The sequence below is a fragment of the Klebsiella sp. M041 genome (assembly GCF_059759695.1).
Genome location: NZ_JCAXWU010000002.1, coordinates 12,453 through 33,972 on the forward strand (window position 1 = coordinate 12,453; position 21,520 = coordinate 33,972).

Annotated in this window: 24 protein-coding genes; 22 read left to right on the plus strand and 2 right to left on the minus strand. The window is 59.3% G+C overall.

Annotation, left to right across the window (positions count from 1 at the left end; genetic code table 11):
• The first annotated feature begins 11 nt into the window (after positions 1-11).
• Complete coding sequence (gene zntA / locus AC6CWS_RS02120; protein WP_065883175.1) at positions 12-2,222, plus strand: Zn(II)/Cd(II)/Pb(II) translocating P-type ATPase ZntA; 2,211 nt, start codon at positions 12-14, stop codon at positions 2,220-2,222.
• Between the two features lie 277 nt (positions 2,223-2,499).
• On the opposite strand, the gene tusA is transcribed toward zntA, so the two are convergent.
• A complete protein-coding gene (tusA, locus tag AC6CWS_RS02125; protein WP_002920858.1) occupies positions 2,500-2,745 on the minus strand; it encodes a sulfurtransferase TusA in 246 nt (81 codons plus the stop codon).
• A 206-nt stretch (positions 2,746-2,951) separates the two neighbouring features.
• On the opposite strand from tusA, the gene AC6CWS_RS02130 reads away from it, so the two are divergent.
• Positions 2,952-3,617: a 7-cyano-7-deazaguanine/7-aminomethyl-7-deazaguanine transporter gene (locus AC6CWS_RS02130; RefSeq protein ID WP_023291236.1), complete on the plus strand. Its 666-nt coding sequence runs from the start codon at positions 2,952-2,954 to the stop codon at positions 3,615-3,617.
• 73 nt (positions 3,618-3,690) lie between these two features.
• The gene (locus tag AC6CWS_RS02135; RefSeq protein ID WP_065883178.1) at positions 3,691-4,248 is read left to right on the plus strand and encodes a DcrB family lipoprotein; all 558 of its coding nucleotides are present in this window, start codon (positions 3,691-3,693) and stop codon (positions 4,246-4,248) included.
• Here the strand turns inward: AC6CWS_RS02135 and AC6CWS_RS02140 are convergent, their stop codons facing one another.
• A complete protein-coding gene (locus AC6CWS_RS02140) occupies positions 4,249-5,469 on the minus strand; it encodes an MFS transporter (protein ID WP_065883181.1) in 1,221 nt (406 codons plus the stop codon).
• Positions 5,470-5,874: 405 nt separating this feature from the next.
• Here AC6CWS_RS02140 and AC6CWS_RS02145 point away from each other — a divergent pair, with 405 nt between their 5' ends.
• From AC6CWS_RS02145 to acpT, 19 genes are all read left to right on the plus strand, one after another.
• Positions 5,875-6,270, plus strand: coding sequence for an LptM family lipoprotein (locus AC6CWS_RS02145; RefSeq protein ID WP_023291239.1), 396 nt, complete (start codon positions 5,875-5,877; stop codon positions 6,268-6,270).
• Between the two features lie 62 nt (positions 6,271-6,332).
• Positions 6,333-7,394 carry a methyltransferase gene (locus AC6CWS_RS02150; protein WP_032454260.1) on the plus strand — a complete coding sequence of 354 codons (1,062 nt, stop codon included), beginning with the start codon at positions 6,333-6,335 and terminating at the stop codon, positions 7,392-7,394.
• A 20-nt stretch (positions 7,395-7,414) separates the two neighbouring features.
• A complete protein-coding gene (locus AC6CWS_RS02155) occupies positions 7,415-8,137 on the plus strand; it encodes a beta-ketoacyl synthase chain length factor (RefSeq protein WP_065883184.1) in 723 nt (240 codons plus the stop codon).
• Positions 8,116-8,949 carry a lysophospholipid acyltransferase family protein gene (locus tag AC6CWS_RS02160; protein WP_171879206.1) on the plus strand — a complete coding sequence of 278 codons (834 nt, stop codon included), beginning with the start codon at positions 8,116-8,118 and terminating at the stop codon, positions 8,947-8,949. Before AC6CWS_RS02155 ends, AC6CWS_RS02160 begins: the two co-directional genes overlap by 22 nt.
• The gene (locus AC6CWS_RS02165; protein ID WP_023291243.1) at positions 8,930-9,187 is read left to right on the plus strand and encodes a phosphopantetheine-binding protein; all 258 of its coding nucleotides are present in this window, start codon (positions 8,930-8,932) and stop codon (positions 9,185-9,187) included. The genes AC6CWS_RS02160 and AC6CWS_RS02165 overlap by 20 nt, the downstream gene beginning before the upstream one ends.
• Positions 9,188-9,198: 11 nt before the next feature.
• Positions 9,199-9,450, plus strand: a complete 252-nt coding sequence (locus AC6CWS_RS02170; RefSeq protein WP_023291244.1) for an acyl carrier protein — start codon at positions 9,199-9,201, stop codon at positions 9,448-9,450.
• A gap of 6 nt (positions 9,451-9,456) precedes the next feature.
• Positions 9,457-10,038 (plus strand): COG4648 family protein, encoded by a 582-nt coding sequence (locus tag AC6CWS_RS02175; protein ID WP_023291245.1) that lies wholly within the window; start codon positions 9,457-9,459, stop codon positions 10,036-10,038.
• On the plus strand, positions 10,035-11,384 hold the full coding sequence (locus AC6CWS_RS02180) for an AMP-binding protein (RefSeq protein WP_065883186.1): 1,350 nt from the start codon (positions 10,035-10,037) through the stop codon (positions 11,382-11,384). Before AC6CWS_RS02175 ends, AC6CWS_RS02180 begins: the two co-directional genes overlap by 4 nt.
• Positions 11,371-11,724: an ApeI family dehydratase gene (locus tag AC6CWS_RS02185; RefSeq protein ID WP_023291247.1), complete on the plus strand. Its 354-nt coding sequence runs from the start codon at positions 11,371-11,373 to the stop codon at positions 11,722-11,724. Before AC6CWS_RS02180 ends, AC6CWS_RS02185 begins: the two co-directional genes overlap by 14 nt.
• Positions 11,715-13,406: a glycosyltransferase family 2 protein gene (locus AC6CWS_RS02190; protein ID WP_065883190.1), complete on the plus strand. Its 1,692-nt coding sequence runs from the start codon at positions 11,715-11,717 to the stop codon at positions 13,404-13,406. Before AC6CWS_RS02185 ends, AC6CWS_RS02190 begins: the two co-directional genes overlap by 10 nt.
• Before the next feature lie 3 nt (positions 13,407-13,409).
• Entirely contained in the window at positions 13,410-13,832 is a 423-nt protein-coding gene (locus AC6CWS_RS02195) for an acyl-CoA thioesterase (protein WP_032454265.1), read from the plus strand.
• Positions 13,829-14,434, plus strand: a complete 606-nt coding sequence (locus AC6CWS_RS02200) for a LolA family protein (protein WP_023291250.1) — start codon at positions 13,829-13,831, stop codon at positions 14,432-14,434. The genes AC6CWS_RS02195 and AC6CWS_RS02200 overlap by 4 nt, the downstream gene beginning before the upstream one ends.
• The gene (locus AC6CWS_RS02205; RefSeq protein ID WP_065883192.1) at positions 14,403-16,721 is read left to right on the plus strand and encodes an MMPL family transporter; all 2,319 of its coding nucleotides are present in this window, start codon (positions 14,403-14,405) and stop codon (positions 16,719-16,721) included. The genes AC6CWS_RS02200 and AC6CWS_RS02205 overlap by 32 nt, the downstream gene beginning before the upstream one ends.
• Positions 16,718-17,302, plus strand: coding sequence for a DUF3261 domain-containing protein (locus AC6CWS_RS02210; protein WP_065883195.1), 585 nt, complete (start codon positions 16,718-16,720; stop codon positions 17,300-17,302). Before AC6CWS_RS02205 ends, AC6CWS_RS02210 begins: the two co-directional genes overlap by 4 nt.
• A 1-nt stretch (position 17,303) precedes the next feature.
• Positions 17,304-18,473 (plus strand): beta-ketoacyl-[acyl-carrier-protein] synthase family protein, encoded by a 1,170-nt coding sequence (locus AC6CWS_RS02215; protein WP_048298523.1) that lies wholly within the window; start codon positions 17,304-17,306, stop codon positions 18,471-18,473.
• Complete coding sequence (locus AC6CWS_RS02220) at positions 18,470-18,946, plus strand: hotdog family protein (protein WP_065883197.1); 477 nt, start codon at positions 18,470-18,472, stop codon at positions 18,944-18,946. The genes AC6CWS_RS02215 and AC6CWS_RS02220 overlap by 4 nt, the downstream gene beginning before the upstream one ends.
• The gene (locus tag AC6CWS_RS02225) at positions 18,943-19,674 is read left to right on the plus strand and encodes a 3-ketoacyl-ACP reductase FabG2 (RefSeq protein WP_023291255.1); all 732 of its coding nucleotides are present in this window, start codon (positions 18,943-18,945) and stop codon (positions 19,672-19,674) included. Before AC6CWS_RS02220 ends, AC6CWS_RS02225 begins: the two co-directional genes overlap by 4 nt.
• Positions 19,671-20,900: a beta-ketoacyl-ACP synthase gene (locus tag AC6CWS_RS02230; protein WP_023291256.1), complete on the plus strand. Its 1,230-nt coding sequence runs from the start codon at positions 19,671-19,673 to the stop codon at positions 20,898-20,900. Before AC6CWS_RS02225 ends, AC6CWS_RS02230 begins: the two co-directional genes overlap by 4 nt.
• Position 20,901: 1 nt before the next feature.
• The gene (gene acpT, locus AC6CWS_RS02235) at positions 20,902-21,489 is read left to right on the plus strand and encodes a 4'-phosphopantetheinyl transferase AcpT (RefSeq protein ID WP_065883199.1); all 588 of its coding nucleotides are present in this window, start codon (positions 20,902-20,904) and stop codon (positions 21,487-21,489) included.
• Positions 21,490-21,520 lie beyond the last annotated feature (31 nt).

Below are 21,520 nucleotides of genomic sequence, written 5' to 3' on the forward strand. Positions count from 1 at the left end.
CGGAGGGTGCCATGTCGACTCCAGACGCGCAGGATAAAAAAGTCCCACAATTCTCGTCATTCACCATGCGGCCAGCGCCCGCCCCGGCGGAAAGCTGCTGCACAGACCACGCCTGCGCCGCAGAGAGCGCGCCTGCCGCCGAAGCGCTCAGCGACGCCCGCTACAGCTGGCAGGTTGAAGGCATGGACTGCGCCGCCTGCGCCCGCAAGGTGGAAACGGCGGTTCGTCAGGTGCCCGGCGTCAGTCAGGTTCAGGTGCTGTTCGCCACTGAAAAATTATTGGTTAACGCCGAAGGCGACGTTCGGACTCAGGTTGAGCAGGCGGTACGTCAGGCAGGCTATACGCTGCGCGATGCCGATGCCCCCGCGTCAGAGAAAACTCAAGGCTCGCGACTGCGCGACAATTTACCGTTGCTGACGCTGATCATGATGATGGCCCTGAGCTGGGGGCTGGAGCAGGCCAACCACCCTGCCGGTCAGTTAGCCTTTATTGCCACCACCCTGGTCGGCCTGTGGCCGGTTGCCCGCCAGGCGCTGCGTCTGATCAAGAGCGGGAGCTGGTTCGCCATTGAAACGCTGATGAGCGTCGCCGCCATCGGGGCACTGTTTATCGGCGCCACCGCAGAGGCGGCGATGGTCCTGCTGCTGTTCCTGATCGGCGAGCGTCTCGAAGGCTGGGCCGCCAGCCGCGCGCGACAGGGGGTGAGCGCGCTGATGGCGCTGAAGCCCGACACCGCCATTCGCCTGCGCAACGGCGTGCAGGAAACCGTCGCCCAGCGCGATCTGCGCCCCGGGGATGTGATCGAAGTGGCCGCCGGTGGGCGTCTGCCGGCGGATGGTCAGCTGCTGTCGCCATTTGCCAGCTTTGATGAAAGCGCTCTGACCGGCGAGTCGGTGCCGGTGGAGCGCCAGGCCGGAGAACGCGTAGCGGCGGGCGCCACCAGCGTCGACCGCCTGGTGCAGCTGACCGTAATCTCCGAACCGGGCGAGAGCGCCATCGACCGCATCCTGAAGCTGATTGAAGAGGCGGAGGAGCGTCGGGCGCCGATCGAGCGTTTTATCGATCGCTTCAGCCGGATCTACACTCCGGCCATTATGGTGGTGGCCCTGTTGGTCGCCATTGTCCCGCCCCTGCTCTTCGCCAGCGCCTGGCTGCCGTGGATTTATAAAGGGCTGACGCTGCTGCTGATCGGCTGCCCGTGCGCGCTGGTCATCTCCACCCCGGCAGCCATCACTTCCGGCCTGGCGGTCGCCGCTCGACGCGGAGCGTTAATTAAAGGCGGCGCGGCCCTGGAACAACTGGGCCAGGTGCGCCAGGTGGCGTTCGACAAAACCGGCACCCTGACCGTCGGCCAGCCGCAGGTGACCTCGGTCATCGCCACGGCTGAGAATGACGATAACACGCTGCTGGCGCTGGCGGCGGCGGTTGAGCAAGGCTCCAGCCATCCGCTGGCGCAGGCCATTGTCCGCGAAGCGCAGCGGCGTCAGCTGAGTATTCCGCAGGCCAGCGGCCAGCGGGCGCTGGCCGGCTCCGGTATCGAAGCCGAGGTCAACGACAGCCGTATCGTGATCTGCGCGGCCAGCAAAGCCGCCCCGTCAGAGCATGAGGAGCAGATCCAGCAGCTGGAGAGCGCCGGTCAAACGGTGGTGCTGGTCATGCGCGGCGAGACGCTTCTCGGCATCCTGGCGCTGCGCGACACCCTGCGCGACGACGCGCGTCAGGCAGTGGATGCCTTACACCAGCTGGGGGTGCAGGGGGTGATCCTTACTGGGGATAACCCGCGCGCCGCGGCGGCCATCGCCAGCGAATTGGGTCTGGAATTCCGCGCCGGCCTGCTGCCGGCGGACAAAGTCGAAGCGGTGATGGCGCTGAATGCCGATGCGCCGCTGGCGATGGTCGGGGACGGCATCAACGACGCCCCGGCGATGAAGGCGGCGACCATCGGCATCGCCATGGGCAGCGGCACCGACGTGGCGCTGGAGACCGCCGACGCCGCGCTGACCCACAACCGTCTGACCGGCCTGGCGCAGATGATCTCCCTGGCGCGGGCGACCCACGCGAATATTCGCCAGAACATCGCGATTGCCTTAGGGCTGAAGGGGATTTTCCTTGTCACCACCCTGCTCGGCCTGACCGGCCTGTGGCTGGCGGTGCTGGCGGATACCGGCGCCACCGTACTGGTAACGGCTAACGCGCTGCGGTTATTGCGTAAGAAGTTGTAGCATAGATACCGGCTTCCCTGCTCGCGCTACGCTTAGCAGGGCTACGGTTCCAGACCGTCGGGTAGCCCGGATAAGGCGCTACGCGCCGCCATCCGGGATATTCCCTGCTCGCGCTACGCTTAGCAGGGCTACGGTTCCAGACCGTCGGGTAGCCCGGATAAGGCGCTACGCGCCGCTATCCGGGGTATTCCCTGCTCGCGCTACGCATAGCAGGGCTACGGTTCCGGACCGTCGGGTAGCCCGGATAAGGCGCTACGCGCCGCCATCCGGGAGAGGCTCAGTGGCTTTTGCGGATCAGGTAGCGGTACGGCAGAGCTTCGGTTTCCTGGGCCACCAGCTCATGCTCCATAAAGCGGCAGAATCCCGGGATATCGCGGGTAGTGGCCGGATCGTCAGCAATAATCAGCAGCGTCTCGCCGACGGGCATTGTCCGCACGGTTTTACGCACCATCATGACCGGCTCCGGGCAGCGCAGTCCCAGGGCATCCAGAGTGTGGTCTGGAGTGGAGAAAAGTTCGCTCATTTTAGTCTCACATCAACAAAACGGCCCTAGTTTACCCCCAGTTCGCCAGTACGCAAGCCAGGTTAACGTTTGCGCGAAAAACAACCATTGCATTACGCCGGCAACGCAGTATCATGCAGCCGTTTTTCATTGGGTTCCCTCACCCCAACGTTCCGCTGCCGATTGCTCATTTACCTGAAGCATGACGGGCATAAAAAGGTCACAATATGAATCCGTTTACTACCGTACAGCGCAAAAAAGCGCTCGTCTGGCTTTCGCTATTTCATCTGCTGGTGATCACCTCCAGCAACTATCTGGTTCAGCTACCGATCTCCATCTTTGGTTTCCATACCACCTGGGGGGCGTTCAGTTTTCCGTTTATCTTCCTCGCCACCGATCTGACGGTGCGAATTTTTGGCGCACCGCTGGCGCGACGCATTATTTTTGCGGTGATGGTCCCGGCGCTGGTCATCTCCTACGCCATCTCCGCCCTGTTTTACATGGGCGAGTGGCAGGGTTTCGCGGCGCTGGGCACCTTTAATCTCTTCGTCGCGCGTATCGCCATCGCCAGCTTTATGGCCTATGCGCTGGGGCAGATCCTCGACGTCCACGTCTTCAACCGCCTGCGGCAGAGCCGCCGCTGGTGGCTGGCCCCCACCGCCTCGACGCTGTTCGGCAACATCAGCGATACCGTGGCGTTCTTCTTCATCGCCTTCTGGCGCAGCCCGGATCCGTTTATGGCCGCCCACTGGGGGGAAATCGCCCTCGTCGACTACAGCTTTAAAGTGCTTATCAGCATCATTTTCTTCCTGCCGATGTACGGCGTACTGTTAAATATGCTGTTGAAAAGGCTGGCGGATAAATCTGATTTGTCGGCATTGCAGCCGAGTTAAAGGTACTCGCGGGCTGATGTGTTAAGATAGCCGGATGAGCCATTAGTGGCCGTTTATCGAAAGGAAGATGTCAATGCGCAATTTGGTTAAATATGTCGGTATTGGCCTGCTGGTGATGGGGCTTGCCGCCTGCGATAACAGCGATTCAAAAGCGCCAACCGTTGGGGCAGCAGCGGAGAGCAACACCAGCGGCCAGGCGATCAGCCTGCTGGATGGCAAACTGAGCTTCACCCTGCCTGCGGGCATGGCCGACCAGAGCGGCAAACTGGGTACTCAGGCGAACAACATGCACGTCTTTTCTGACGCCACCGGCCAGAAAGCAGTCATCGTCATCGTCGGCGACAGCACCAATGAAGACCTGGCGGTGCTGGCGAAACGCCTGGAAGATCAGCAGCGTAGCCGCGACCCGCAGCTGCAGGTGGTGAGCAATAAATCGCTGGAGATCAAAGGTCACACCCTGCAGCAGCTGGACAGCATCATCTCCGCCAAGGGGCAGACCGCCTGGTCTTCCGTGCTCCTCGGCAAAGTGGATGACAAACTGCTGACCCTGCAGGTCACCCTGCCGGCGGACAACCAGCAGCAGGCGCAGACCGAAGCGGAAAGCATCATCAGCACCCTCACCATCCAGTAATTACTGGCCTGGTGCGACGGCCTCCGGTTCGCTGACCGGGGGCCGTTTTTTTAACCGCCAGCCCAGCAGCAGCGCCGCCATCACCAGACCTGCCGCCGCCAGATATATCACCGGGATCCCGGTCCACGCCATCAGCAAGCCGGCCAGCGGCCCGGTGACGCCTAACGACAAATCCATAAACACGGTATAGGTGGCCAGCGCCGACCCCTGGTTATGCTGCGGCACCGCTTTCACCGCCACCACGCCCAGCGCCGGAAAGACCAGTGAGAACCCGGCCCCGGTAAGAAAGGTGCCGATTTTCGCCAGCAGCGGCGTATCGGCAAAGCCGACCAGCAGCAGGCCGATGATCTCCACGATAAAGCAGAGCATCGCCACGTTCAGCCCGCCGAGGCGGTTAATGGCGTTGGGAAACAGCAGCCGCGCGCCAACGAACGCGCAGCTGAACAGCGTCAGGGCGAAGGCCGCCCCGTCCCAGCCTTTGGCGTCATAAAACAGCGTGATAAAGGTGGCGATAACCCCGAAACCGGCGGAGGCCAGGGCCAGCGCCATGCCGTAGGGCCACACCCGCCCGAGCACCGCGCGAAACGACATTGCTTTGCCTTTCGCCGCCTTCACCGCTGCGCGGGGCAGCGCGCAGAGGATAGCCACCAGCGCAACCGCCATAATGACCCCGGCCAGGCCGCTGAGGCCAATTTGCGAATAGCACAGCACGCCGAGCGGGGCGCCCATCGCCATCGCCCCGTAGGTCACAATGCCGTTCCATGAGATGACCCGCCCGATATGCAGCGACCCAACAACGCCGACGCCCCACAGCGTCGAGCCGGTGCCGGCAAAGCTCTGGCCGATGCCGAGAATGACTCGCCCGAGGCATAGCAGCAGCAGGCTAACCAGCGGCCAGCCGCTGCTCCAGGCGGCCAGCAGATAGCTCAGACCGCTTAAAAAGCAGCCGCAGAGGCCGAAGACGACAATCTTTTTGGGCCCCAGCAGGTCAGCGTAGCGCCCGGCGTGCGGGCGGCTGAGCAGCGTGGCGAAATATTGCAGACTAATCACCAGGCCGGCCCAGAAAGCGCTAAAGCCCATTACATCATGCACATAGCCAGGAAGTACCGCCAGCGGCAAGCCGATGGTGAGGTAGCTGGCAAAGTTAAAAATAACCACGGAGACAATCCGCAGATTGAGGCGCAGTCCATTGAGCGCCGGTTCGGCGACGGATTCGGGCATCAGGTTCCACCAGATTTGTACTATACAGAGCCACTATTACCACGACTTCTGTTGAAAAGCAGCCTTCCGATGGCAATAACCTCAGCGGCGCCATCGCCGCGCTCATCAGCATAAATTGCCGCGACGATTATTCGACTTTCCTTAATGGAAGGATAAATACATATTAATAATTATCGCTATTGCCTGAGCAGGGTTAAATTACTTATACTTCCTCACGGCTCTGATAGCGCCTCATTGTTTATCATGATGTTAATATTTCAATAACATCATACTTCCCCCTCCGGCCCGTTTTAATACAGATGAACATATTGCCTGACAGAACAACCACAGCATATCAGCCTATATAAAAGTTTCTTACGTGGCATAAGTTAATGCCAGTAGCCAATATATTGACATGGAGTATTCATGAAAAAAATTATTCATTGGATGATTGCCGCTACGGTTGTCGGTGCGCTCGCCGGTTGCGCACGGACAGCCCCTATTGAACAGGTCAATGCGATAGTGAGCGCCGGCCATACGGAAGCGCAGGTCAAGGATGCCATTATCAAAGCAGGTGCTCAGCGCCAATGGATTATGTCTGACGCGGGCCCTGGCGTCATAAAAGGTAAATTGCAAAATCGCGACCATGTCGCGGATATTAAAATTAACTACTCCGCAACAAGTTATTCTATTGTCTATGTGAGTAGCATTAATCTCATGGCCGCCAACGGAAAAATTCATAGAAACTATAACCGCTGGGTACACAACCTCGATAAAGATATTCAGGTTACGCTGGCAGCAAACACCGCTCTGCAACAATAAATATACATACGGGTCACTACTGACCCGTTTCGCCGATTATTTGTAATAAGGTTGTACCGAACGTGTACCAAAAGGATTCTCTCAGCGCACTTGATGCCATTACTGAAGCGCAGCGTATTGCTTTTGCCCCCATGCTCTTTCAAACCGCATTATGTCTACGCAACTCAGGTATTCTGGGTTATCTGGACCAACAAGGTAAACGCGGTGCAACGTTTGCAGCCATCAGTGAAATTTTCGACGGAAAAGAATATGCCGTTAGCGTTTTGCTCGATATGGGATTAAGCGGTCGTATCCTGACCTATAAAGAGGAACGCTACCACCTCTCTAAAATAGGACATTTCTTACTTCATGATCCGATGACGCGAGTAAATATGGATTTTACTCAAGACGTTTGTTATCAAGGATTATTCTTTCTGGAAAATGCGCTCCAGGAGGGAAAGCCTTCAGGATTAAAAGTTTTTGGTGAGTGGCCAACGATTTACCCTGCCTTGTCACAGCTACCACCCGCGGCGCGCAAAAGCTGGTTTGCCTTCGACCATTACTATTCTGATGGCGCTTTCACTGCAGCGCTGCCCTATGTATTCGCCAGCCAGCCCGCAAGGCTGTACGATGTAGGCGGTAATACCGGGAAATGGGCGCTACGCTGTTGCCAGTACGATGAAAATATCGCGGTCACGTTATTAGATTTACCGCAACAAATTGCACTGGCACGGGAAAATATAGAAAATGCTGGCCTTGCCCATCGCATCGATTTTCATGCTGTGGATATGCTGAGTGACGCCCCCCTACCCGGAGAAGCGGATATCTGGTGGATGAGTCAGTTCCTGGACTGTTTCTCGCCAGAACAAATCATCACCATACTCAGTAACGTGGCACAGGTCATGAAACCTGGCGCCCGCCTGTACATTCTGGAATTGTTCTGGGATGCGCAGAAATTTGAAGCAGCATCATTTAGTCTGAATGCGTCTTCACTCTATTTTACCTGTATGGCCAACGGCAACAGCCGTTTCTACAGCGTAGAGAAGTTTTATCGCTATCTTGAAATGGCGGGGTTCGAAGTAGAACAGCGTCACGATAATTTAGGCGTTGGGCATACCTTGTTGATATGCCACAAGAATAATTGATTGATCGCGGATGCGAGTGGATGACATTTTCATTTAACATTGTTGATTGGCAGGCCTTCGCGCCTGGCGTCAGTGGCCCCGAGCAATGGCAACGGTGGTCACAGCATTTGCACGCCATCGATCCCGCCGCGGCGCCACCCAAACTCAGCGAATTGCCGATGATGACCGCACGCCGGCTCAGCTCGGGAAGTAAGCTGGCTGTGGAATGCGGTCTGGCTATGCTCCGTCGCCATGAAATCGATGCCGTTCTTTATACCAGCCGTCACGGCGAACTGGAGCGCAACTATCGGATCCTCCATGCGCTGGCTATGGAGCAAGCGATCTCGCCGACCGATTTCGCCTTATCGGTGCATAATTCCGCCGTGGGTAATCTGACGATTGCTGCAAAAAAAGCGATTATGTCGTCATCCCTTTCTGCCGGGCGCGATACGTTTCAGCAGGGATTATACGAAGTGATGGGCCTGCTACAGGCGGGTTATCAGCGCGTGTTGATGGTTGATTTCGACGGTTTTCTCCCTGAGTTTTACCACGCTCAGTTGCCGTCAGGTATCACCACCTGGCCCTATGCGGCAGCCTGGGTGATTGAGCCCGGTCGCCAGTGGCAATGCCACGCCCAGCCTCATGCAGCCGTTGCTGAAAGTCCATTACCGCAAAGTTTACTGTTCTTGCAGTACTATTTGCAGAATGCCTGCACGTTCACGCTTCCCGGCGATCGCGTGCAATGGCAATGGAGCCGCGCATGAAGCCGTTTTTCCACCGGCTTAATCGGCTCTGGCGCGCAGCGATGACCGGTTTCTGCTTCGCACTGTTTGGCATTGGCGGCCTGCTGCTCTCGCTCATCTGGTTTAATCTGCTGCTGGTTTTGGTACGTAATAAAACCCGCCGACGCCGTATCGCGCGGCGCAGCATTTCCGTTAGCTTTCGCGTATTCCTCAGCGTGGTGAAAAGCGTCGGCGTTCTCGATTACCGTATCGATGGCCGCGATATTTTGCGCGCGGAGCGCGGTTGCCTGGTGGTCGCCAATCACCCCAGCCTTATTGACTACGTGATGCTGGCGTCGGTGATGCCGGAGACCGACTGCATGGTAAAAAGCGCGCTGCTGAAAAATCCATTCGTCAGCGGCGTGATCCGCGCCGCCGATTATCTGATTAACGATCAGGCCGATGCCCTGCTGCCGGCAAGCCGGCAGCGTTTACAGCAAGGCGATACGATTTTGATTTTCCCTGAAGGCACGCGCACCGTGCCGGGGAAAAAAATGCAGCTACAGCGGGGGGCGGCTAATATCGCGGTACGCTGTGGCAGCGATTTACGCATTGTCGTCATCCGCTGTACCGAGCATATGCTGGGTAAACAAAGCAAATGGTACGACGCGCCGCCAACTAAGCCGCGGTTTACCGTCGAGGTTGGAGAGCGGCTGCCAATACATCAGTTTTATGATGCCAATAAACAAGAACCGGCGCTGGCCGCAAGACAGTTGAACCGTCATATTTTGCTTAAATTAGAAACAGGCACTCTCCCTGAAACAGGAATGAATGATGCAAGCGCTCTATCTTGAAATTAAAAATCTGATCATCAGTACATTGAACCTGGACGAGCTGTCCGCTGATGATATCGACACCGACGCCGCGCTTTTTGGCGATGGTCTGGGCCTGGACTCAATTGATGCGCTGGAGCTGGGTCTGGCGGTGAAAAATCAGTACGGCGTGGTGCTGTCGGCTGAAAGTGAAGAGATGCGTCAGCATTTCTACTCTGTCGCCACGCTGGCGGCATTTATTCAAGCACAGCGCGCCTGAGGAGAGTGGTTATGAATGAACAACAAGCCATTTACGAAGAAATCTCCGCGCTGCTGGTGAACGTGTTTGAAATCGATCCGCAGGATATTACGCCTGAGGCCCGCCTGTACGAAGATCTTGAACTGGACAGTATCGACGCCATCGACATGATCGTCCATCTGCAAAAGAAAATTGGCAAGAAAATCAAGCCAGAAGAGTTCAAAACTGTCCGCACCGTGCAGGATGTGGTCGATGCGGTAGAACGCCTGTTCAAAGAAGAATAATTCACCGTGTCGGGCATTCGCTCACTGCCAGTTGTGCCATTGCTGACGGGCATATTGCTGCTGGCCTGGCCGTTTATAATCTGGTTCGGCCTCGCGCATAACAGCCTGCAAGGGTTGTTACCGCTCATGGCGCTGATGTTGTTTTTACGCTTTCGTCAGACCCGGCGACGGGCGGGAGCGCTGAGCGTGGTCACTCAGATTGTGGCGGTGGCCGGCATGACGCTGTGTATTGCCAGCTACCTGCTGAAAACCCATCAGTTACTGCTATTTTACCCGGTGGTGGTGAACAGTGTGATGCTGGCGGTGTTTGGCGGTTCGCTATGGTCCACGATGCCGATAATCGAGCGTCTGGCGCGACTGCGTGAACCGGATCTTCCGGAGCGGGCTGTACGCTATACCCGGCGCGTCACCCAAATCTGGTGCGCCTTTTTCATCATTAACGGTGGCATTGCGCTTTTTACCGCGCTGTATGGCGATCTGTCCCTGTGGACGGCGTGGAACGGCATGATTTCCTATCTGCTGATGGGCACGCTCATGGCCGGCGAGTGGCTGGTGCGCCAGCGGGTGATAAAACGAGATAAACCATGAAGCAGCCTCTCCCGTTGGACCAGTGGCTCAGCGCCGCGCGTTCGCCGGAAACGCCGATCGCCTGGCAGGACACGCACCTCTGGACGCTTGCACATCTGCGCCATGATGTCGCCCACCTGCTCACGCACTTGCGTCAGCAGCCAGCCATGCGCTGGGCGTTGTGCATTGAAAATAGCTACTTGTTTATCGTCGCTCTGCTGGCAACCCTGCATGCCGGCAAAACGCCGGTCCTTCCCGGCCACGGCCGCATTTCGCTGTTAAATGAGCAGAAGGCGCTGTTTGACGGCATCCTCAGCGATAAAGCGCTGGCATGGGATGGCGCGCTGGTGATTGTCGAGTCCACGATGGCGGTAACGAGCGGCCAGATGCATTTTCCCGCGCCAGGCAAAGAGGCTTGCATTGAATTATTCACCTCCGGTTCCACCGGTCAACCGAAGCGAATTTGCAAACCGATCGGATCGCTCGACCGCGAGGCGGCGCTGTTATCCGCCTGCTATGCCGGGCGTCTGGCAGGCTGTCGGGTGGTGGCATCCGTAGCGCCGCAGCATCTGTATGGCCTGACGTTTCGACTGTTCTTGCCAATGGCGTTGGGTTTACCGCTTCACGCGGACATGCTGGAGTACACCGAGCAGTTAACAGCGTTAAGCCGGAAGCATCGCTATCTGTTTATTAGTAGTCCGGCCTTCCTTAAACGTCTCGACCACCGGCTTACCCCTCCGCCGATCGAAATGATCGTGTCCGCAGGCGGCAAGCTGCTTTGGCAGGATGCCGTGCAAACCGCCCGCTGGTGCAATACCTGGCCGGATGAAATTTACGGCAGTACGGAAAGCGGCGTCATCGCCTGCCGCCAGCGCGTGCAGGATGAGGCGCCATGGCAACCGTTTCCCGGCATCCGCTTTCAGCCAGAAGGCGATGCGTTCCGCCTCTTTTCTCCGCTTATTACCGATAACCGCGGCCAGCTGCTCGAGGATATTTTGCATTTTCGCGAGAGTGGCCACTTCCATTTGGCAGGCCGTCGGGATCGCGTGGTCAAAATTGAAGAGAAGCGCATATCGCTGAGCGAAGTGGAGCAGCGCCTGCTGGAACTTGAAGGCATCATTGATGCCGCCGTGTTACCCATCACCCGCGGAAGCCGTCAGAGTATTGGCGTATTGCTGGTGCTGGATAACCATGCCCGCCAGCGCTGGGGAAAAAGCCAGGAGACTCATTGGCGAAAAGCACTGCGCCCTCTGCTGGAACCGGTCGCCATTCCCCGCTACTGGCGGGTTATCGACGAGATCCCCGTCAATAGTATGAACAAGCGTGTCTACGCGCAGTTACAGGAGTTATTTCATGCAGCCCCATGAAATTGAGCGCCGTCAGCCACAAGCCGATCGGGTTGAAATCATTTTATCGGTGGATCCGGCGTTATTCTGGTTTCGCGGCCACTTTGCCGTTCAGCCCTTGTTGCCAGGCGTCGCGCAGATTGACTGGGCGATGCATTACGCCACCACCTTGCTGGCGCCCGGCTGGCGCTTTCACGATATTCACAATGTGAAATTCCAGTCGCCGCTCCTGCCGGGGGCGATCGTGACGCTCACTCTTAGCTGGCAGGAAGCGCGTCAGCTCATCACCTTCAGCTATCAGCGCCACGATGGCGAAACACGACATACCGCCAGCAGCGGGAAGATTCGCTTATGTCGCTAACCTTCTCCCCCTGCGTGGTGATCCCGTGCTATAACCACGGCGCGATGATGTCGCGGGTGCTGGCGCGCCTGCAGCCGTTTGATCTTCCCTGTATCGTGGTGGACGACGGGAGCGACAGTCGCACACAGCTGGAGCTGGAGCGACTGGCGCTGGAAACCCCGGATCTGACGTTGATCCGCTTACCGCAGAACGCCGGAAAAGGCGCCGCGGTCATCTGCGGATTACAGGCCGCAGCGCAAGCCGGGTTCAGCCACGCGGTGCAGGTCGATGCCGATGGACAGCACGCCATCGAAGATATTCCGCAGCTGCTGGCGCTGGCGCAGAAGCATCCCGAGGCGCTGATCTCCGGCCAGCCGGTTTACGACGACTCAATCCCGCGCTCGCGCCTGTACGGACGCTGGATCACCCACGTCTGGGTATGGATTGAAACGCTATCGCTGCAGCTAAAAGACAGCATGTGCGGCTTTCGCGTCTATCCGCTGGCGCCGACGCTGCAGCTGGCTAAGCGCGTGCCCCTCGGCAAGCGAATGGATTTTGATACCGAAGTGATGGTGCGCCTCTACTGGCAGGGTAACACCAGCTACTTTGTCCCGACCCGTGTGACCTATCCGCCGGACGGTTTGTCGCATTTCGATGCCCTCAGAGATAACTGCCGCATCTCGCTGATGCATACCCGACTGTTCCTCGGCATGTTGCCGCGGATCCCCTCGCTGCTGTTTCGCCGCGCTTCGCCGCACTGGGCGCGTCAGAAGGAGGTCAAAGGCTTATGGGGCATGCGCCTGATGCTGTTGGTGTGGCGGCTGTTGGGACGACACGCGTTTTCGCTGCTGCTCTACCCGGTGGTCGGCGTCTACTGGCTAACGGCCAGCACCGCGCGCCGCGCTTCACAAAACTGGCTTACCCGCGTGCGCGACCAGTTAGCCGCTCGTCAGCTGCCGGAGCCGGGCGAACTCAGTAGCTATCGTCACTTCCTGCGCTTTGGCAACGCGATGCTGGATAAAATCGCCAGCTGGCGCGGCGAACTGCAGTTTGGTCGCGATGTGGTGTTTGCCGCAGGAGCCGAAGAGACGCTCAATATCGACGATCCGCGCGGCAAACTACTGCTGGCCTCACATCTCGGCGATGTTGAAGCCTGCCGTGCGCTGGCGCAGCTGCAGGGCAGCAAGACCATCAACGCGCTGGTGTTCAGCGACAATGCCCAACGCTTTAAGCAGATTATGGCGGAGATGGCCCCGCAGGCCGGACTCAACCTGCTGCCGGTCACCGATATCGGCCCGGAGACCGCCATGCTGCTGCAGGAAAAACTGGATCGCGGAGAATGGATCGCCATTGTCGGCGATCGTATTGCGGTCAATCCGCAGCGCGGCGGCGAGTGGCGCGTCTGCTGGAGCCGTTTTATGGGGCTACCGGCCCCCTTCCCGCAGGGGCCCTTTATCCTCGCGGCTATTTTGCGCTGCCCGGTCAATTTGATGTTCGCTCTGCGTCAGCAGGGCAAGCTGCGCATTTACTGTGAGCCGTTCGCTGACCCGCTGCCGCTGCCGCGCGCCAATCGCCAGCAGGCACTGCAACATATCATCGATCGCTACGCCGAACGGCTGGAATATTACGCGCTGCAGTCGCCGCTCGACTGGTTTAACTTTTTCGATTTCTGGCGTTTGCCGGAGCCCAAAGATAAGGAGTAAAGGGTGCTTAACGATCCCCGTTTTACTGCTGAAGTAGAGCTAACCATTCCCTTTCACGACGTCGATATGATGGGCGTCGTCTGGCATGGCAACTATTTCCGCTACTTCGAAATTGCCCGCGAGGCGCTGCTTAACCAGTTCAACTACGGCTACCGGCAGATGAAAGCCTCCGGCTATCTGTGGCCGGTGGTGGATACCCGCGTGAAGTACCGGGACGTTATCACCTTCGAGCAGCGTATTCGCGTCCGCGCGCGTCTGGAAGAGTTCGAAAACCGCCTGCGCATTGGCTATGAAATTTTTGCCGCCGAGAGCGGCAAACGCACCACCACCGGCTACACCATCCAGGTCGCGGTGGACGAAAAAAGCGGCGAGATGTGTTTTGTCAGCCCGCAAGTTCTGTTTGAACGCATGGGGGTCACGCCATGAGATTGCTGCTGTTGGTGGGACTGTTCATCAGTCCGTTGGTCAGCGCGCTGACGCTCGATGACCTGCAAAAACAATTTAGCGAACAGCCGGTGGTGCGCGCCCACTTCGATCAAACCCGCACCATAAAGGATCTTCCGCAGCCGCTGCGATCCCAGGGGCGGATGTTGATCGCCCGCGACCAGGGCTTGCTGTGGGATCAAACCTCACCGTTCCCGATGCAACTACTGCTGGATGACAAACGGATGGTGCAGGCGATTAACGGCCAGCCGCCGCAGACCGTCACCGCCGAAAACAACCCGCAGATGTTCCAGTTCAACCATCTGCTGCGCGCGCTGTTCCAGGCCGATCGTAACGTGCTGGAGGAGAACTTCCGCGTGGAATTCGCCGATAAAGGCGACGGGCGATGGACGCTGCGCCTGACGCCTGTCACCACGCCGCTGGATAAGATTTTCGCCAGCATCGATCTCGCCGGAAAAACCTACCTGGAGCATATTCAACTCAATGATAAACAAGGCGATCGCACCGATATCGCCCTTTCCCAACATCAACTGACGCCAGCGCAACTGACCGATGACGAACGCCAACGCTTTGCCGCCCAGTAAACGTCCTGCGCTGATCTGGGGCGTCGTCTGCCTGATACTGGCGGGCGCGCTGCTGGCGCTGTTGCCGCAGGCCCGGCTCAACAGCAGCGTGCTGGCGATGCTGCCCAAACAGACGCTCGGCGCGATCCCCCCCGCGCTGAACGACGGCTTTATGCAGCGTCTGGATCGCCAGCTGGTCTGGCTGGTCAGCCCCGGTAAACAGGCCGACCCGCAGGTGGCTCGCGACTGGCTGCGGTTGCTGCAAACCTCAGACGCACTGGCCGAGGTCAAAGGCCCAATGGATGCCGCCAGTCAGCAGGCCTGGGGAACGTTTTTCTGGCAACATCGCAATGCGTTAATCGACCCCGCCACCCGCGCACGTCTGCAGGAGGGCGGCGAAGCGCAGGCCCAGTGGATCCTTTCGCAGCTCTATTCGGCGTTTTCCGGGGTCAGCGGTAAAGAGTTACAAAACGACCCGCTGATGCTGATGCGCGGCTCACAGCTGGCGATGGCGAATAGCGGCCAGCGGATGCAGCTGCAGGACGGGTGGCTGACCAGCAAAGACGCGCGAGGCAACGTCTGGTATCTGCTGCACGGCGAGCTGGCGGGTTCGTCGTTCGATATGCGACAGACGCACCGCCTGGTGACCACCCTCGCGCAGCTTGAAAAGGAATTAAAAGCGCGCCACCCGCAGGCGCAGCTGCTGTCGCGCGGCACCGTATTTTACAGTGATTACGCCAGCCAGCAGGCGAAGCGCGATATCTCCACTCTCGGCGCGGCCACCCTGTTCGGCGTCATCCTGTTGATCGTGGCCGTGTTCCGCTCGCTGCGTCCGCTGCTGTTATGCGCGATCTCTATCGCTATCGGCGCACTGGCCGGCACCGTTGCCACGCTGCTGCTGTTTGGCGAGCTGCATCTGATGACCCTGGTGATGAGCATGAGCATTATTGGCATTTCCGCAGATTACACGCTCTATTACCTGACCGAACGGATGGTCCATGGCGCAGCGGCTTCACCGTGGCAAAGCCTTGTTAAAGTACGGAAAGCGCTGCTGCTGGCGCTGCTTACCACCGTGGCGGCTTATTTAATCATGATGCTGGCCCCCTTCCCGGCCATTCGCCAGATGGCGCTATTTGCGGCCGTGGGGCTAAGCGCCTCATGCCTGACGGTGATTTTCTGGCAGCCATGGCTGTGCCATGGGCTCCCGGTGCGTCCCGTTCCAGCGATGGTGCTGATGTCGCGCTGGCTCGCGGCATGGCGGCGTAACAAAAAACTCGCCATCGGTCTGCCGGTGGTTCTGGCCATTTTCTCCCTGACGGGGCTCGCTCTCCTGCGGGTGGATGACGATATCTCACAGCTGCAGGCGCTACCGCAGAATATCCTCTCCCAGGAGCATGCCATCACCGCGCTCACTGGCCAAAGCGTCGATCAAAAGTGGTTCGTGGTTTACGGCGACACGGCGCAACAAACGCTGCAGCGGCTTGAAGCCTTTATGCCCGCACTGGCTAAAGCGCAAACCGACGGTATGCTTGGCGGGTATCGCGCCATTCCGCTCAATTCACTGGCCCGCCAGCAGCAGGATCTGGCCCTGCTGAAGCAGGCGGCGCCGGCCATCGGCCAGGCGCTGAATAACGCCGGACTCACCGCTGTTCACCCCGACCTGCGGCCGATGCCGGTGACAGTCGGCGACTGGCTTGCCAGTCCGGCCAGCGAAGGCTGGCGGCTGCTATGGCTGACGCTGCCGGATGGCGAAAGCGGCGTACTGGTGCCAGTGAGCGGGGTGAAAGATAGCGCGGCGCTGAAGGCGCTCAGCACAACCCAGGCTGGCGTGGCGTGGGTCGATCGTAAAAGCGATTTCGACCAGCTTTTCGCGCTCTACCGTCATATTTTAACCGGGCTGCTCGGCGTTGCGCTGGCGGTGATTGCCTGCGGCGCCGCTATCCGCCTTGGCTGGCGCAAGGGCTTAATAAGCCTGGTGCCGTCGGTATTGTCGCTGGGATGCGGCCTGGGGGCGTTGGCGCTCACCGGCCACGCCGTTAACCTGTTCTCCTTACTGGCGCTGGTGCTGGTACTTGGGATTGGCATCAACTACACCCTGTTTTTCAGCAACCCGCGCGGCACGCCGCTGACATCGCTGCTGGCGGTTACCCTGGCGATGATGACCACCTTATTAACGCTTGGCATGCTGGTGTTTAGCGCCACCCAGGCCATCAGCAGCTTTGGCACTGTCCTGGTCAGCGGTATTTTCACCGCTTTCCTGCTGTCGCCGCTGGCGATGCCGAGCAAAAAAGAGAAAAAAAGACGATGAGAAGACCATCATTCTGGCGCGCCTTCGCGCTCTTCGCCGCCTTATTGCTGGCCGGCTGCAGTCATTCGCCGCCGGAGCCGCAAGGCCGTCCGCAGGCGTGGCTGGAGCCGGGTACGCGCGTCACGTTACCGCCGCCGGGCATCTCGCCGGCCATCAGTTCCCAGCAGTTATTGACCGGCCGCTTCAACGGCCAAACCCAGTCGCTGCTGGTGCTGCTCAATGCCGATGATAAAAAGCTCACGCTGGCGGGCCTGTCGTCCGTCGGTATCCGCCTGTTCCTGGTGACCTATGATCAACAAGGGCTGCGCGCGGAACAGTCGATGGTGATCCCGCAACTGCCGCCCGCCAGCCAGGTGCTGGCCGATGTGATGCTCAGCCACTGGCCGCTTAGCGCATGGCTGCCGCAGCTGCCGAAAGGCTGGACGCTAACCGACCGCGGCGACAAACGCGAACTGCGTAACGCGCACGGAAAACTGGTCACCGACATCACCTATATCAACCGCAAAGGCAAGCGCGTGCCGATTAGCATCGAGCAGCACGTCTTTAAATACCACATCACCATTCAATACCTGGGTGACTGAGATGATCTTCATTTCTGCTGTCGGCATGATTAACGCCCTGGGACGCGATAATGATGAAATCGCCGCCAATCTGGCCCGCGGTATAGCGCCCGGCATGCGCCCGCGTGAAGGGTGGTTACAGGGGCATCCGCAGGCGATTTTCGCGGGGGTGGACGGCGAACTACCCGCCATTCCCGATACCTTTCGCGACCATCGTTCGCGCAATAATCAGCTGCTGCTGGCGGCGCTGGCGCAGATCCAGCCGCAGGTGGATCGCGCCATCGCCCGCTATGGCCGGGCTCGGGTCGCCGTGGTGTTGGGCACCAGTACGTCAGGGCTGGATGAAGGCGACGTACACGTTAATTTGACGCTTAACGGCAAGGCGAGCGAGGCCTGGCGCTATCCACAGCAGGAGCTGGGCGACCCGTCGCGTTTTCTCAGCCGCTGGCTGGCGCTGGATGGTCCAGCATATACCCTGTCAACCGCCTGCTCCTCCAGCGCGCGGGCGATAATCAGCGGACGGCGGCTCATTGAGGCGGGGCTGGCAGATGTGGCGATCGTCGGCGGCGCGGATACCCTTAGCCGGATGCCCATCAACGGCTTTCACAGCCTGGAGTCGCTCTCCACGACGCAGTGCCAGCCGTTTAGCCGCGACCGCTGCGGGATCACCATCGGCGAAGGGGCGGCGCTGATGCTGCTGACCCGCGAGCCGCAGCCCATCGCGCTGCTGGGTATCGGCGAATCCAGCGACGCCTGGCATATTTCCGCCCCGCATCCCCAAGGAGAAGGGGCGATGCGCGCCATTCAGCAGGCGCTGGACGACGCGGGCATCATGCCGGAGCAGGTGGGTTACATTAACCTGCACGGCACCGCTACGCGGCTTAACGACCAGATAGAAGCCCGGGTGATCAATGCGCTGTTTGGCGAAAGGGTGCCCTGTAGTTCCACCAAACATCTGACCGGACATACGCTGGGTGCGGCAGGGATCACCGAGGCCGCCATCGGCATGCTGATCCTGCAACGCAATCTGTTGTTACCGGCACAGGATTTCAGCCAGTCTCCGCAGGATGACACGCTACCGCCGTGCGGGCTCATTGAACATCCGCAGCCGCTGTCGCGGCCAGTTATCCTGTCGAACTCTTTTGCCTTTGGCGGCAATAACACCAGCATCCTGCTCGGGAGAATGTCATGAGCCACTTTTTATCACCCGGCAGTTACCTGCCGCACGACGCGCCGATGCTGCTGCTGGAAGAGGTCGAGGCGGTGACCGCCGACACCGCCACCTGCCGCGTCGCGGTCTCACCCGGCAGCGTTCTGGCGCCATTTCTCGATACCAACGGCGATCTTCCCGGCTGGTTCGCCCTTGAATTAATGGCGCAGACCGTCGGCGTCTGGTCCGGCTGGCACCGCCAGCAGCAAGGACAAACATCGCTCGCTTTAGGCATGGTGCTGGGCGCGCGCGAACTGGTTTGCGCGGCCGGGAGCCTGCCGGGCGGAAAGACGCTTTCCATCAGCGTGAAGCTCTTGATGCAGGATGAACGTTTCGGCAGCTTCGAAGGCACCATTATGGCGGACGATGACGTCCTGGCCAGCGGGCGGGTCAACACCTTCCAGCCCACAACAGAAGAACTTAGCACTTTATTTCAACAAGGAGCGTCAGAATGAGTCGTTCAGTTTTGGTTACCGGCGCCAGCAAAGGCATCGGTCGCGCTATCGCCTGCCAGCTGGCAGCGGACGGTTTTGTGGTGGGCGTCCACTATCATCGCGACCGCGCGGGGGCGCAACAGACGCTGGAGGCGATAACCGCCGCTGGCGGCGACGGCCGGCTGCTGAGTTTTGACGTCGCCGATCGTCAGCAATGCCGCGAGGTACTGGAGCAGGATATGGCCGACCATGGCGCGTGGTATGGCATTGTCAGCAACGCCGGCATCGCCCGCGACGGCGCCTTCCCGGCGCTTGGCGATGACGACTGGGACGCTGTGATCCACACCAACCTCGACAGTTTTTATAACGTCATTCATCCCTGCATCATGCCGATGATTAGCGCGCGCCAGGGCGGACGTATCATCACCCTCTCCTCGGTTTCCGGCGTCATGGGCAACCGCGGCCAGGTCAACTACAGCGCCGCCAAGGCGGGCATTATCGGCGCCACCAAAGCGCTGGCGATAGAACTGGCAAAACGCAAAATCACCGTTAACTGTATTGCGCCGGGTCTTATCGACACCGGGATGATTGACATGGAAGAGCACGCGCTGAAAGAGGCGATGACCATGATCCCGATGAAACGCATGGGTCAGGCCGACGAGGTGGCCGGGCTTGCCAGCTATTTAATGTCGGATATCGCGGGCTACGTCACCCGCCAGGTCATTTCCATCAACGGGGGGATGCTATGATACGCCGGGTGGTCATTACAGGGATGGGCGGGGTGACCGCGTTTGGCGAAAACTGGCAGGATGTCGCCACCAGGCTGCGGGAATATAAAAATGCGGTGCGTAAGATGCCGGAATGGCTGGCGTATGACGGACTGCATACGCTGCTGGGGGCGCCAATCGACGATTTCACCCTGCCGGAGCATTATACCCGCAAGCGTATCCGCGCGATGGGCCGGGTATCGCGACTCTCCACCCGCGCCACTGAACTCGCGTTGGAGCAGGCCGGGCTTATCGGCGACACCGTGCTGACCAACGGCCAAACCGGCATCGCTTACGGCTCGTCAACCGGTAGTACCGGTCCGGTGAGCGAGTTCGCCACCATGTTGACGGAGAAACATACCAACAATATCACCGGCACTACCTATGTGCAGATGATGCCGCATACTACCGCGGTGAATACCGGATTATTCTTCGGTCTGCGGGGGCGCGTGATCCCCACCTCCAGCGCCTGCACCTCCGGCAGCCAGGCGATTGGCTACGCCTGGGAAGCCATTCGCCATGGTTACCAAACGGTGATGGTGGCCGGCGGTGCCGAGGAGCTCTGCCCTTCGGAAGCCGCGGTATTCGATACCCTCTTCGCCACCAGCCAACGCAATGACGAACCGGCCCTCACCCCCTCTCCGTTCGATGAACAGCGAGATGGTCTGGTGATTGGCGAAGGCGCCGGCACGCTGATCCTTGAAGATCTCGAGCATGCCAAAGCGCGCGGCGCAACCATCTACGGTGAAATCGTCGGGTTCGCCACTAACTGCGATGCGGCCCATATTACCCAGCCGCAGCGCGAAACCATGCAGATCTGCATGGAACAATCGCTAAACATGGCGGGCTTAAGCCCCCGGGACATCGGCTATATTTCGGCCCACGGCACCGCCACCGATCGCGGCGATATCGCGGAAAGCCAGGCAACGGCGGCCGTTTACGGCGACAGCGTGCCGATCTCTTCGCTGAAAAGCTATTTCGGCCATACGCTTGGCGCTTGCGGGGCGTTAGAAGCGTGGATGAGCCTGCAGATGATGCGCGAAGGCTGGTTTGCGCCAACGCTGAATCTCCATAAACCGGACGCCAACTGTGGCGAACTGGATTACATCATGGGGGAAAAGCGCAAACTGGAGTGTGAATTCCTGCAGAGCAACAACTTCGCCTTCGGCGGCATTAACACCTCAATCATTATTCGACGCTGGCCTTGAAATGTATCAGCTTTTTCTGGGTAAGATCTCCGCCCTTAGCGCCCTGCCGTTACCGCCTGCGTTGATGGCGCAGGCGCCGGACGGACCGCGACGAGCCAGCTGGCTTGCCGGCCGCGCGCTGCTGGCGCAGGCGGCTGCCCCGCTGACGGATATTCAGCTTGGCGAACAGGGCAAGCCTGCCTTCCCCGTCGCGCGCGGGCTGTGGTTTAACCTTAGCCACAGCGGCGACGATATTGCCCTGCTGCTCAGCGATAAAGGCGAGGTGGGTTGCGACATCGAAGTGATTCGCCCGCGCGAAGGCTGGCGCCGCCTGGCTAACGCCCTGTTCAGCGAAAGCGAGCACCAGGAACTGGCGCAGGCTTCGCCGGCGCAGCAGCTCACGGTCTTCTGGCGTATCTGGACGCGCAAAGAGGCGCTGGTGAAACAGCGCGGCGGCAGCGCCTGGCAGATGGCCTCCGTTGACAGCGCCTGTCACGGCCCGCTGTCGCTCAGCCAGATTCTGCACGATGGGTTAAGTATTGCGGTCTGTACGCCGACGCCGTTCACGCTGACGGACGCGCGCATTCAACATTTCAGCGGCGCGGTTTAAGCGATCAAAAGATGATGGCGGAAAAGCCGCT